This is a genomic window from Pseudoalteromonas sp. DL2-H2.2, from assembly GCF_021532535.1.
GTDB lineage: Bacteria > Pseudomonadota > Gammaproteobacteria > Enterobacterales > Alteromonadaceae > Pseudoalteromonas > Pseudoalteromonas rubra_A.
On record NZ_JAKGBD010000005.1, the window covers coordinates 10977 to 25204 of the forward strand.

5 protein-coding genes are annotated in these 14228 nt (G+C 54.9%); all 5 read left to right on the plus strand.

Features of this window, described 5'->3' with window-relative positions:
• Window positions 1-85 precede the first annotated feature (85 nt).
• The 5 genes from L1285_RS10025 (at window position 86) to L1285_RS10045 (ending at window position 14079) form a co-directional block, all read left to right on the plus strand.
• Entirely contained in the window at window positions 86-5302 is a 5217-nt protein-coding gene (locus tag L1285_RS10025; RefSeq protein ID WP_235412219.1) for a non-ribosomal peptide synthetase, read from the plus strand.
• Window positions 5303-5304: 2 nt separating this feature from the next.
• Window positions 5305-9699: a type I polyketide synthase gene (locus L1285_RS10030; RefSeq protein WP_235412220.1), complete on the plus strand. Its 4395-nt coding sequence runs from the start codon at window positions 5305-5307 to the stop codon at window positions 9697-9699.
• Window positions 9700-9862: 163 nt separating this feature from the next.
• Window positions 9863-11242, plus strand: coding sequence for a hypothetical protein (locus L1285_RS10035; protein WP_235412221.1), 1380 nt, complete (start codon window positions 9863-9865; stop codon window positions 11240-11242).
• 135 nt (window positions 11243-11377) lie between these two features.
• Entirely contained in the window at window positions 11378-11839 is a 462-nt protein-coding gene (locus tag L1285_RS10040) for a GNAT family N-acetyltransferase (RefSeq protein WP_235412222.1), read from the plus strand.
• A 119-nt stretch (window positions 11840-11958) separates the two neighbouring features.
• Window positions 11959-14079 (plus strand): TonB-dependent receptor, encoded by a 2121-nt coding sequence (locus L1285_RS10045; protein WP_235412223.1) that lies wholly within the window; start codon window positions 11959-11961, stop codon window positions 14077-14079.
• Window positions 14080-14228: the final 149 nt, after the last annotated feature.

The following is a 14228-nucleotide window of genomic DNA, read 5'->3' on the forward strand; positions in this document are numbered from 1 at the left end:
GCCTAGCTGCTGATCAGCGCCAGTGCGGGGCGAACACCCAGCCGCACTGCCTTGCCACACTGCCAGTTTATTCACGGAGTACCCCATGACCGCCACGACGATAATGGATCGCCTTGCCCACCACGCAGCACAACAGCCACAACAAACCGCGCTGATCTGCGTAGATAAAAAAGCACACACACGCTTTAGTTTTCAGGCCTTGTATGAACAGAGTTTACAGCTGGCAGGGCATCTGCAGCATCACGTCAGTGCGGGGGATCGCGCCCTGATCCTGATGGATACCGGCATTGAATATGTGACCAGCTTTCTTGCTTGTCAGCACCTGGGGGTGACCGCTATCCCGAGCTTTCCACCCGAGTCGACCAAAGCGCAACACATTGCCCGTACCGTGGGCATTGCCGAAGACGCGAGTGCCCGGCTGGTGCTAACCACCTCTCGTTTTAGCGAAACGGTCGCGGGCATGTGCGAGGCTCTGGATGGCATCATTATGCGGGTGGTGGACGAATTAAACACGCCAGCACCTGAAGCGCCACGCCACCCGGCGCACAGCGACGAGATTGCCTTTTTACAGTACACCTCGGGCTCAACCGCCAAACCAAAAGGTGTGATGGTCAGCCATGGTAATTTGCTGGCCAATGAAGCGGTGATCACCGAGCGAATGCAAACCACCCAATCCGATGTGATGGTCAGCTGGTTGCCGCTGTTTCATGATATGGGACTGATTGGCGGGCTGTTACAGCCCATCTACGTTGGTTATCCGTTGGTGCTGTGCTCGCCCCGTTTCTTTATGGAGCGCCCGGCGCGTTGGCTACAGCTGATTGGTGAATATGGCGGCACTGTCTCGGGTGGCCCCGACTTTTCTTTCCGTTTGTGTCTGGAGCGGATCCGCGACAAGCAACTTGCAGATTTGGACCTGAGCAGTTGGCGCGTCGCCTTCTCCGGCGCAGAACCAATTCGCCACGATACTCTGCTGGACTTTGCGGAGCGATTTGCGCCGCAGGGTATGCAGGCATCGGCCATTTACCCTTGCTATGGTCTGGCCGAGGGCACCCTGATGGTGACGGGCACCCAAGCCGGTGGCGGCGCCGTGATCCGTGCCTTTGATAATCAGGGGCTGGCTGCGGGCCGCGCAGAGCTGGCCGATGCCCGCGATCTGCGCGACAGTGACGCATACTGCCATCAGGTAGGCTGTGGTCAGGTCGCCAGCGGCCACCTGCTCAGGATCACGTGTCCACAGTCACATCAGGCACTGGCCGATGGTGAAATTGGCGAGATCTGGACCGCCGGACCCAGCATTGCGCTGGGGTACTGGCAAAATGAACAAGCGACTCAGGACACCTTTGTGGCGCTCGACGGCCACCGCTGGCTAAGAACCGGTGACGTTGGTTATGTGTTCGACGGCCAGCTCTATATCTCGGGCCGACAAAAGGACTTGATCATCATGAATGGTCACAATGTTTATCCGCAGGATATTGAGCGCGCCATTGAGGCAGAGCTGAGCTTTGTACGTAAAGGTCGGGTCTCGGCGTTTCCGGTTCCCAGTGCAGAAAGTGGCGAAGGCATTGGTCTGGCAATCGAAACCAGCAACAGCTATCGCAATGAGGTCCCGGCGCAGCAAACGGCGTTGATCGTTCGTGACTTTATCACTGAGCACTTTGCTGCCTGTCCTGAGCTGGTATTGCTCCTGGATCAGGGGGGCTTGCCAAAAACCTCCAGCGGTAAGCTCCAGCGCAGTGCCTGTCTGAAGTTACGCAATGCCAACGAGCTGGCCAGCTATGGGGATTTTGACCTGGCTCAGCTGCAACAACTGACGGCGCAAGGCTCGCTGCCTGGCAATGCGCACTGGGATCACCTGACCCAGCAACTGGCGCAGTGCTGGCAAAGCGTGCTGCGTTATCCGGTCAACCACGACGACGCGGACTTTTTTGCGCTGGGAGGCAGCTCGATTAAAGCCGCCCAGTTACTGGCACTGATCCAGAGCGAACTGGATTGTCAGCTCGACCCCAGCAGCTTGTTTGCAGCACATCGCTTTGGCGATTTCTGCCAGCGTGTGCGAGACGTGATGGATGCACCTAGTGTTCAGATCCCTGCGCAACAGCTGGATGATTACCCACTCAGTGCCCAGCAACAAAGGCAGTTGTTCTTATGGCAACTGGAGCCCGATAGCAGTGCCTATCATATTGGCGCAACGATAAAATTATCAGGCGCAATTGATCCGCAGCGCCTTGAGCAGGCCTGTGCACAGGTACTGGCCCAGCAACCTGCATTGCAACAAGCCTATTTTAAAACGATGGATGGCCAGTGGCGTCAGCGTACCGCTGCGCAGCCTTTGCAGTGGCATTATCATGACCTCAGCGATGCAGCGGATGCAGCCACACAGGCCGATGCCTTGCAGCGTACTTGCTATGAAACCCCGTTTGCACTGGGCGACGGCGAAAATTTCCGTGCTGCGTTGATCCGTGAGTCTGAACAGACATATCGCCTGGTGCTGGTTATGCACCACATTGCCAGTGATGCCTGGAGCTTTGATTTGCTGCTGGGGGCCATCTCGCATCAGTACAACACGCAGGGGGAAGGCGCGCTCGACAGCAGCGACATCCAGTATGGTGACTTTGCTCTGTGGCAGCACCAGTGGCTGACCTCAGAGGCCGCCGCGACGCAGCTGGCTTACTGGCAGGAACGGCTGGATGGTCAGGGTGATGAAGAGTTACTGGTGCCTGAGCAGGCGCGACGCAGCGATTTGGCAGCGCCCATGGGCGTGATGCGTTTTACCCTGGATCACAAACACACCGACAAGCTGCAACAGCTGGCTCATGGTCAAAATGCCAGTTTGTTTATGCTGTTGCTAAGCAGTTTGCAGGTGCTGTTTTATCGTCTCAGTGGCAAACGTCAGCCACAGATTGGCGTGGCAGTGGCCAATCGTAACCTGGCACAGTTACACAAGCTGGTGGGCTTTTTCATTAATACTCAGGTGATCCGTGGCTCGGTATCACCGGAGCAGAGCTTTACCCAGTTGCTCGAAGCGTGCAAACACACAGCACTGGAGGCACAGCGTTATCAGGACTATCCATTTGAGAAGCTGGTGGAAGTGCTGAATCCACAGCGCGCACTGGGACAGACACCGCTGTTTCAGGTGATGTTTAACCACCTTGAGCTGGATGTGGCTAAGGCACTGACGCTGGCCGACTGCACCTCAGTTGATGCGCAGTCACTGCAGCAGCAGGCGCAGTTTGATCTCAGTATAGATTCGCGACTGGATGAGCAAGGCCAGTTGAGCATTGAGCTACAGTACAATCAGGCGCTCTATCAGCACAGCACCATAGCGCGATTGTCTGCGGCTTTTCAGCAGCTACTCAATCAGCTGCCACAACAGGCGCAGCAGGCCATTGGTAATCTGTCTTTGGGCACAGAACTGGCACACATCCCGGCGGCAACGGGCGCTGATGCGTCGGCACCCGCTGCACAGTGGCTCACATCAATCAGCGAGTATGCAGCCAGCAACCCGGATGCCACGGCGGTAATTTTTGACGACCAGCACTATAGCTATGAGTGGCTGGAGCAAACGGCCAACCGGCTCGCACATGGCCTGGTCGCTCAGGGTCTGACAGATCAGGTGGTGGGGATCATGCAGGCCCGTAAACCCCTGATGCTGGTCTCGGTGTTGGCGTGTTTGAAGGCCAATGCCGCCTACTTACCGTTAGATCCTAACTTCCCGCAAGCGAAGTTAGCACATATGGTTAGCGACAGTGGCTGTGCGGCGATACTCGGTGAGCAGACTGATATCTCCTTACCTGTGCCCTGTATTTCTCCGGTTGCTTTACTCAGTGAACACCATGAGCACAGCACCCCGCCTGTGGTGGTGCATCATGCTCATTCACTGGCCTACTTAAACTATACCTCTGGCTCGACGGGTCAGGCGAAGGGCGTGGCGATTGAGCATCAGGCACTGGCCTGTTACATCGAATCGGCAAAAGCGTTTATTGCGCTCAGCCACGCCGATGTTGTGCTGCAATTTGCCACCATTAACTTTGATGCTTTTGTCGAGCAGCTGTTCCCTAGTTGGGCTGTGGGCGCTGCCGTGGTGTTACGTGGCGATACGCTGTGGGATGCCGACACCCTGTACCAGCAAGCACAACGTCACAAGATCAGCGTGATGGATCTCAGTGCGGCCTATTGGCGCAGCATTGCCGCCAGCTGGGCGCGAATGGCGACCACCACGCCATTGTCACTGCCTAATTTACGCCAGGTGCATTCGGGTGGTGAAGCCATGTCAGAGCAGGGCATTGCAGACTGGCGCGCGGCAGGTCTGGGTGAGGTGCGCCTGCTCAACACTTACGGGCCAACAGAAATTGTGGTCGAGGCCGCTATTCATGATTGTCGCACCCTGACAGCGGACGAGCAGGTTCCGCTGGGTCATGCCCTGAATGGTCGTCGTCTGTATGTGCTCGACAGCAACCTTCAGCCCGTAGCCGAAGGCCAGGTGGGTGAACTGTATATCGGCGGCGAGCTGCTCGCGCGCGGATACTGGCAACGTCCGGCGCAGACGGCCACTTGCTTTATTGCCGATCCGTTTGCGGATAATGGTGCGCGCATGTACGCCAGTGGCGATCTGGTTAGCTGGCAAAATGGCGCGCTGCATTATCATGGCCGCAGCGATCATCAGGTTAAAATTCGCGGTTTCCGGGTTGAACTGGGTGAAATCGAAACGCGCTTAACGCAGCTGCCGGACGTGGATGTGGCGGTGGTGATCACCGAGCAGCAGGCACAGTCGTTAAGCCTGATTGCCTATGTGCAAAGCGAGCGCCATGACGACCCGGACTATGCACTCAGACTCAAGCGGGCGCTGACCGAGCAGCTGCCCGACTATATGGTCCCGGCGCAGATAGTGGTGCTGGCACAGCTACCTGTTAATGCCAGCGGCAAGCTGGAGCGTCAGCAACTGCCAAAAGTCCAGCCCGCGCAGGCGCCGGTAGCCAGCACGGCAACCAATCAGACAGAGCAGGCGCTGGAAACAATCTGGATGAAGCATCTGGCGGTTGCTCAGGTTGACCGCAATGCAAACTTCTTCGATTTGGGAGGCCATTCGCTGTTGCTGATGGCGGTCTTCGACGACTTAAAACCGCAGTTTGCCCAGCTGCAGTTGACCGACTTATTCGCCTATCCCAGCATCGCCAGCCTGGCTGCGTATCTGGACCAGTCACAAACAACACAGTCACAAACAACTAGCGCCCCGAGTGGCGCCCGGCAGCGTCGCGGCATGGGTGCCGTCGCTGCCCGTAAACGTAAAGTAAGAGAATCATAATCATGTCAGAACAGCACTATAGTGAACTGGATATTGCCATCATAGGGATGGCCGGACGTTTCCCCGATGCGGATAACGTCGATGCCTTGTGGCAAAATATTCGCGCCGGCCGCTGCGCCGTGCAAAGTTATGACGACGAGGCGCTGCGCCGCGCCGGGGTGAGCGAGTCTGACTTAAACGACCCGGACTATGTGAAGCGTGGCATACCATTTGACGGACTGGCGCAATTTGATGCTGAGTTTTTTGGCTACACGCCAAAAGAGGCCGAGCAACTAGACCCTCAGCAGCGTCACTTTCTACAAACCTGCTGGCATGCCATGGCCCACGCCGGACTGGCGCAGGGTGAACTGACCGGCGTTTATGCCGGGTGTGGTGTCCCCGCCTATCTGATGCAAAACTTGTTGCAGGGACAGCAGCGCGATATTACCAGCCTGCTGGCGCTAACCAACGGCAATGACAAAGATTCACTGGCGACCCGGGTGAGCTATGAGCTGGACCTCAAAGGTCCGGCGGTCACCGTTCAGACTGCCTGCTCAACCTCACTGGTTGCGGTGCATATGGCGTGTCGGGCGCTGCAAAACTTTGAGTGTGATTCGGCTCTGGCAGGCGGTGTGTGGCTTAATCTGACGCAGGATCAGGGGTATCATGCCCCGGCTGGTGGCAGCTTGTCGCCCTCTGGTCAGTTGAGCGCTTTTGGTGAGCAGGCCGATGGCATATTGATCGGCAGCGGCAGTGCGGCTGTGGTATTAAAGCGCCTGGCAGAAGCGCAGGAAGACGGTGACCCTATTCTGGCAGTGATCAAAGGCTCTGCCATCAATAATGATGGCCGTGACAAGGTCGGCTACACCGCGCCGAGCGTTAACGGTCAGGCCAATGCGATTATGGCGGCGCTGGAGTTTGCAGACATTGAGCCGCACAGTGTGGGTTACATTGAAGCCCATGGCACCGGCACTGAGCTGGGCGACCCGATTGAAATTGCCGCGCTGAGCCAGGCCTATGGTAGTGACACAAAGCAATACTGTGCGATTGGCTCGGCCAAAACCAATCTTGGCCACCTTGATGCCGCAGCCGGGGTGACTGGCCTTATCAAGGCGGTCCAGGCGCTGCGTCATAAGGAGTTACCGCCCAGCCTGCACAGTCAGCCTTTGAACAGCAAAATCGATTTTGCCAACAGCCCTTTCTACGTTAATACCGAGCTGAAACCCTGGCACAGTGAAAGCGTTCGTCGTGCAGCGGTGAGTTCATTAGGCATGGGGGGCACCAACGCCCATGTGATCCTGGAAGAGTACAATCAGCAAGACACGGAGCAAAACAGCGATGCGCCGTGGCATATGCTGCCGATCAGCGCCAGCAGTCAAAGTGCTTTGGTTCGTCAGACTCAGGCGCTGGCCGACACATTGCAGCGCTCGCCAGAGCAGTTTGGCCAGCTGGCTGCCCAGTTGCAGCATAAACGCAGCGCGCTGGCGGTGCGTTATGCCTGTGTGGCAGAAAATGCCGAGCAGGCCATTGCGCAGTTACTACGAGAGCCGCAGGGCGATAAAGCGGCCGCGCCTCGGGTAGCATTGATGTTCTCAGGGCAGGGCTCCCAGTATGTCACTATGGCCCAGCCGTTACTGCGTGCAGTACCGGCATTTAAGGCCGCCTTTGATGAGGTAATGGGGCATTTCCCAGAGATCTTACAGCAGGAGCTGCACAGCGTCTTTAGTCCGGCAGACAGCGAGATCCTGACGGCCAATCAACTACTGAATCAGACCCGCATTACGCAACCTGCCTTGTTTGTGGTCGCTTATGCCATGGCAAAATGTTACGAGGCGCACGGCGTGGTCATCAGTGCCATGCTGGGTCACAGCATTGGCGAATATGCGGCGGCTTGTCTGGCTGGGGCAATGACCCTGGAGGTGGCAACTCAGCTTGTGACTGCACGCGGTGAAGTACTGCAAAACATGGCGCCGGGTACCATGCTTTCTGTCATGGCCGATGGTGAAACCATTGCGCCTTATCTCAATGATGGGCTCGACATTGCGGCGCTGAACAGCCCGACCAATACCGTGATTGCCGGCACGCGCGAGGCGATCAAGGCCTTGCAGGGTGAACTGAAAGCGGCCGATATCGCCGCAACGCGCCTGCACGTTTCACACGCTTTCCACAGTCACCTGACCGAAGCCGTTTTACCTGACTTTGCCAGCACGCTGGAACAGGTACTGAGTGTATCGCCGCTGCGCGCGCCGGAGGTGCCGTTTGTGTCTAACGTCACAGGCGACTGGATCACGGCCGAGCAGGCCTGCTCAGCACAGTACTGGCTGGACCATATTCGTCAGCCGGTGAACTTTGTGGCTGGTGTGAAGGTACTGGCAGAGAACACCGATGTGCTGATTGAAGCCGGACCGGGCGATACCCTGCAAAAACTGGCCAAGCAAACGGTGAGTGAAGACAAGGTCGTATTGCACTCCGTGTCTCACGCACGCGACCTCAAAGCGCCATTACCACCGTTTGCCAAAACCTTAGCTAAGCTATGGCAGCTGGGTTGTGCGATTGACTTTGCACAGCTTACAACGCGTCCACATGGCCAGGCCAACCTGATGCCCGAGTACGTGTTTGCGGATACCGAGTACTGGGTTGAGCCGGGTGCCGTGACAAAAGCGGCAGCGGATGTGACTAACAATGCGGTTCAACAAGGCGCGCAGCTTTATGCACCGCAATGGCAGCAATGTGTTGCACCACAAAAAGTGGCGTCACTGGCTGGCAAGCGGGTATTGCTGCTGGCAGCCGATGTGCCTTTGGTCACACAGCTGAGCGCAGCGTTAACTGAGGCGGGCGCCCTGCTGACTCAAATCTGGCAGGGTGAGGCGTTCTCAGCCCTCGATGCACAGACTTACCGCCTGAACCTGCAAGATGCAGCGCAACTGAGTGAGCTGAGTGCGGCGGTGGGGGAGTTTGATCAGGTGATCGACACCCGCTTTACGCAATCACTAAGCACCGATGTGTTGGCCTATAACACCCTGCTACCAGTGGTGCAGTGGCTGATGTCGCTTGGCGGGCGTCCGCTGAGTATCGTCGCAACTGAGCTATTTAATGTGCTGGGCGATGACGCGGTTAGTGCACAAAAGGCCTCACTGTTAGGGCTCACGCGGGTTGCACCTTTGGAGCTGAGCGCACAAAGCTGTCAGGTACTGGCACTGACACAGCAGATGGCAGACAACCCGAGCCAAAAACTCAGCAATCGTCTGGTCGCTGACTTGGCTCAGGGGGAAAGGGAAATTGCCTATCGCGGTGCACACCGTTTTACTTTAACGCAAGCGGCCGTGACCGCTCAGCCCACGCCGAGTGTCGCACCTGAGGTGACGTTAATCATAGGTGGATTAGGCGGCATAGGTCTGGCGCTGGCTCAGCATCTGGCCGGACAGGGACATACCCTGGTGCTGCAAACGCGCCAGTCAATGGCGGAGCCTGCGCAGTGGGCACAGCTGAGCGAAGATGAGCAGCAGCCGCAGAAGTTACGTGCGCGCTATCAGCAACTCCATGCTTTGCAGCAAAGCGGCGCCAGGCTGAAAGTGATCAGCGTTGATGTGACTGATCTGACACAGATGCAGGTGGCGCTTAACGAAGTTCAGGCAGAAACGGGCCCCGTGACTCAGGTGATCCATGCCGCGGGCTTGCCCGGTGGTGGCTTGCTTAATGAGATTTCGCCAGAACAAGCACAGCAAAGCGCCATGGCCAAAGTACAGGGCACACAAACGTTATTGCAGCTGTTTGCTGATACGCCATTGACGCGCATGGTACTGTGTTCTTGCCTGGCCTCAATCGTGGGCGCATTTGCGCAAAGTGATTACTGCGCCGCCAACAGTTATCTGGATGCGGTTGCACAGCAGGAGCACCCATTTACCGTGCAGGTACTGAACTGGGATGCCTGGATAAACACAGGGATGACGGCCAATATGACGCTCGCCGATGGACTGGGGCTGAGCCACCAAGAGGCGTGCCAGTTACTTGATGCCGCACTAAGCCTGGATTTGCCGCAGGTTTACTGTGCCAGCACCGAGTGGTCGCAATTGTGTGCGGCAACGCGAGCCACGGAGCAGGCATTGCTAGCGCGACTCAACAAGCCCAAAGGCCATGCGCGCCCAGAACTGGCGGTGGAATACGAAGCGCCAGAGAGCGAGCTGGAGCATAAGCTGGTTGCCCTGTGGGCCGAGTATCTGGGTTTCGAGCAGATCGGTATTTTCGACAGCATGCTGGAGCTGGGCGGCGATTCGCTGGTGGCGATCCAGATGCTGGCGAAAGCCAAACAAATGTTTGCCGTTGAGCTGGAACCGGCCACTTTCTTTGAAGATCCGACCATAGACAACCTGGCCTTTATGATTGAAGAACAGCTGGTGGCTCAGCTGCAATCTCACTAACTTCCTCCTGCGGCCTCATCAGAGGCCGCATTTTTATCTTTGTTTACCTGCATCCCACCGCTTTTTTGATAAATAACTTACCAGCAACGCTTGCGTTCTTTTGTGTGACATTATAACATTTCTGTGTTGTTATAATGTAACGTTCATATTTAAGGTAGTATTGATGATTTTCAGAGCAAAGGTCCTGGCAGCCGCCGTATCAGCCATCTTGTTGTCTGCGTGTGGTGGTACAGACCACACCGTTGAGCGCACGGCGCAGCCTGCAGTCGCAGATGAAGCTAAGGCTGAAGAAGCGAAAGCGACAGAATCTGAAAAAGAAGCCGATCATGATGAACATGATCACGATGAGGGCGTAACCGATGTCGCAGGTCGTCTGGTGGTTAGCAGTGCTGACAGTCACGTGCTGCATGTTTACTCAACCGCAGATCAGTCTCTGATTGACTCGATTGGTTTGACTTACGCACCTGACTATTTATATGGCTCAGAAAATCATCGCTATGCGATTTCGGTACAGCGTACCAACGGCATGGTGGAGTTTTTGGACGGTGGTTTGTATCAGGAAGCCCATGATGACCATTTCCATGCGCATCAGGATGCACCGGCCGCTGTGTCATTTCATCTTGAATCGGTGAAACCGACTCATGTGACGGTCAGTGAAGGCGGCATCGCCGTGTTCTCTGATGGCGATGGCGAAAGCCAGCAAAACGCGTCAGTGGCCATGTTCAACGAATCGCACATCAGCGGTGCAAACAAAGAGGTTGCGGTGTGGGAATACAACACATATATGCACGGCGCAGCCCAGGCACGCGGTGAGTACCTGATCAGCACATTGCGTGACAGCAGCAGTGAGTCGGTGTTGCCTGCTCAAGTTGGTTTGTTCCATGCCCATGGTGACCATTTCCATGCTGACAAAGTCTTTGATGTCAGCTGTCCTGGTCTGCACGGCAGTGCACAGAATGAAGAAACCATTGTATTTGGTTGTACTGACGGAGTGGCTTTGATCACTCAGCAAGGTCAGGCCTTCAGCGCAAGCAAAATCGCCAACCCGGAGAGCTTTGCCGAAGGTCTGCGTGTGGGTTCTTTGAAAGGTCATTATCACAGTGACCAGTATATTGCGAAAGCCGGTGATCAGTTGCTTGTGTTGGATACGCATGACGCTGAGTTTGAAGCGCTGGAATGGCAAGTAACGAATGGCTATAGCATCAACTACTATGGGTTCAGTGCCAGCGGCGAGCATATTGTCGTCATGGATAGCGCAGGTAAGCTAAGCGTCTTTGCCGCTCATGATCATGATGGTGAGCACCACTGGGAAGCTGAGCACGAAGTGATGGTGAGCGAGAGCTTGGCCAAAGGTCAAAGCTTCTCACTGGCATTGTCTCAGGCTGAAGAAGCGGTATTTGTCAGCGACTCGGAGAATAAACTGATTAAGAAATTCGATTTAGAAGCTGGTGCATGGTCACAGACCTTTGAGCTGGATATTGTACCAGGCAAGCTAGTGTGGCTGGGGGTCGCCAAAAGCGACGCGGCGCACGACGAACATTAATTTGTCATAACCCTTTTTGTAGTGTTAGTAAGCCATCTCGGGTCAAACCAGGTGGCTTTTTTCTTGCCCATAGATTGGCACTGGAACCTATTTGTGAGACGCTGCCTGCTCTATGAATAGTAACCAGGACATATCATGCAGATCCGCATCGCAACTTTAGAAGACCTGCCTATTTTACGTCAGTTAGAGCAGGCCGTGATAGCCGCTGAGCGCCCCTACAATCAAGCCATTAAACCACAGGATGCGCGTTATTATGATTTACCAGCCCTGCTTGACTGTCCCGACAGTCTGCTGGTCGTCGGTGAGCAAGACGGTAAGATTGTGGCCACAGGCTATGTGCAACACCGGGACTCGAAAGCACAGCTGATGCATGAGCGCCATGGTTATCTGGGCTTTATGTATGTCGATCCGGATTATCGCGGTCAGGGCCTGAATCAGGCAATCATGACGCACCTGATGAACTGGAGTAAGCAGCAGGCGATCCACGACTTTTATCTGGATGTGTACAGCGACAATCAGGCCGCGATACGCGCCTATGAAAAGGCTGGATTTAGTCCGTGCCTACTGGAGATGAAAGTGCATCTGAGTGAGCAATAGGGAAGATTATTTCTCAGTTTGTGAGCGTAATATTATCTTTTTGATAATAATTACTATTTTTACTAAATTTGCTGTTTTTTGCTTCGTCTGGTTGTCGGAAATACAACTAGGATGAAATAATGAACAAACTCAAATACAGCATTCTGCCGCTCGCTCTTGCCGTTTCACAAGCCGTTATGGCCGACGATGACGCTGAAGTCAAATCGATTGAACAGATCGTTGTCTATGGTGAGAATAGTCGCAATTCACTGAAAGATACCACTTCTTCGATCGCGGTGATCGATCAAGAACAGTTGAAAAGCGGTCAGGTTAATTCTTATCTGGATGCTTTGCAGGGCATTGCAAACGTGGTCGTGACAGGTGGCTTACCGGCCATCCGGGGCCAACAAGGTCAGGGTGTATCGCAAGGGTTTGGATCATTTTCATCCGGTGCTAAGCCACGTATTTCTATTATGCGCGATGGCGTGGCAGAACCGTATGTCGCCAAAGTCAGCGGCGATTTGGGTTTGTGGGACGTAGAGCAGATTGAAGTTTTACGTGGTCCTCAGTCTTCTAACAGCGGCCGTAACAGCAGCGGTGGTGTGGTCTACATCAAAACCAAAGAACCCTCGCTGACCGACGTCGAAGCGGGTGTGCGCGTAGGGTATTCCGACCTCAATGAGCAGAGCGAGCTGGCCGGTGTGGTGTCTATTCCACTACTGGAAGACGAGCTGGGTGTGCGCGCCAGTGTGCAGCGTGTTGCTGGCGATCTGCATCATACTTTCCAGTACGATAAAGGCTACCCATTCGATCCGAATGAGTATGACAGCACCCGCGCAGACATTAAATTAAAGTGGCAACCGGCCGGTGTACAGGGTCTGGATATGCTGCTGCATTATGTTGACAGCGAAGACACAGGTGAGCGCGACTGGACCGTTGAAGGCCCTGAAATCGCACCGATTTCAGATTGGGTGGTTGGTTACGAGCGGGTTCGTAATCCGGAGACCGGCCTGTATGTTGCACTGGGCTCGGGTGCCAGGGATAAAACGTCTGATTATAAGCGCTGGTCACTACGTACCCGATATGAGATCAACAGCCAGTTTGACTTTGAACTGATGGTATCAGACACAGACTACAGCTATATCTTCGAGCAATATCCTACCTACTGGTTTGTACGCATGGAAGAAGAAGGGCGTACTTATGATGCTAAGGTAACTTATGATGGTGACGCTGGCATCAGTGGCTACCTGGGTTACTATCACAATGAACGCGATCAGGCATTTTTCCGTGAGAGCTGGTATCAGGGGACGGATGACAGCAGCTCAAAGGCCATTTACGGTGAGCTGACCTTCGCCTTAACAGACGCCACGCGTTTGGTTACCGGTGGTCGTGTTACCGACGAATCACAATTTCGGATCTTTGATGGTTTTGGTTTAGGGCCTCAGGGTCTGCGTTTCGATATTGATGTGGATAACCGCATTTACCTGCCTAAGCTGGCAGTACTGCACGACCTGGGCGAAACCACCACACTGAGCGCCAGCTTCAGAAAGGGTTACACCTCAGGCGGTGGTGATTTCCACTGGTTTACCCGTACCAACTACACCTTTGAGCCGGAATACGTCGATACCTTTGAGCTGGGCGCACGCGCCACGCTGCTGGACGGTGATTTGTCTGTGTCAGCAAACCTGTTCTACAACGATTACTCAAATTATCAGTTCCTTGGCCGTGGTCCAAGTGGCGATGCACGAGACAGCAAAGTGCTGAATCTGGCGCAGGTCGAAAGCTATGGTCTGGAAACCGAAGCGCGTCTGGCGGTGACCGAGGATCTAACGCTCTCTGCCAGCCTGGGCTTACTGGATAGCAACATTGAGGAAGCCAATGCACAAAACCGTGACTCCGAAGGCCTGGACTTACCTATGGCGGCCGATGTCACTGTGGGACTGGGTGCCGAGTATTGGCTGACTGAGCAGCTACAATTTAACGCACGCAGTCATTATGTTGGTGAGTATTACAGCAAACTGGGTGGCAAGGATATTCACCTGGCTGGTGATTATGCCGAGGTTAATTTCTCTGTGGCGTATGTGACTGAACAGTGGCGCATTAATGCTTATGTGAACAATGCCTTTGACAATGAAAGCCTGCTGCGTGGTGAACGTCACGACGGTATGAGCGAACAATATAAGCACCTTGCCGGTGAATTCCGCTACGCACGTCTGAGCGACCCAAGAACGGTGGGGATCTCGTTTAGCTATACGCTGTAATCCCTGTGCGGTCCGGGTTGGAATAACAGCCACCCGGACCTGTCAGTGTGGCGCTTTTCCTGCCTTTGCCACGCTGGAAAAATTTCCTCCCAGAGGTGGATTTTTACCACCGACATTCGTCTTGCAGTCATATTTTAGAATCCCAATTT

What these genes read in the sequence shown, in the direction of transcription:
- L1285_RS10045 (WP_235412223.1), top strand. Translation starts at nt 11,959, where the DNA reads ATGAACAAACTCAAATACAGCATTCTGCCGCTCGCTCTTGCCGTTTCA.
- L1285_RS10040 (WP_235412222.1), top strand. Translation starts at nt 11,378, where the DNA reads ATGCAGATCCGCATCGCAACTTTAGAAGACCTGCCTATTTTACGTCAG.
- L1285_RS10035 (WP_235412221.1), top strand. Translation starts at nt 9,863, where the DNA reads ATGATTTTCAGAGCAAAGGTCCTGGCAGCCGCCGTATCAGCCATCTTG.
- L1285_RS10025 (WP_235412219.1), top strand. Translation starts at nt 86, where the DNA reads ATGACCGCCACGACGATAATGGATCGCCTTGCCCACCACGCAGCACAA.
- L1285_RS10030 (WP_235412220.1), top strand. Translation starts at nt 5,305, where the DNA reads ATGTCAGAACAGCACTATAGTGAACTGGATATTGCCATCATAGGGATG.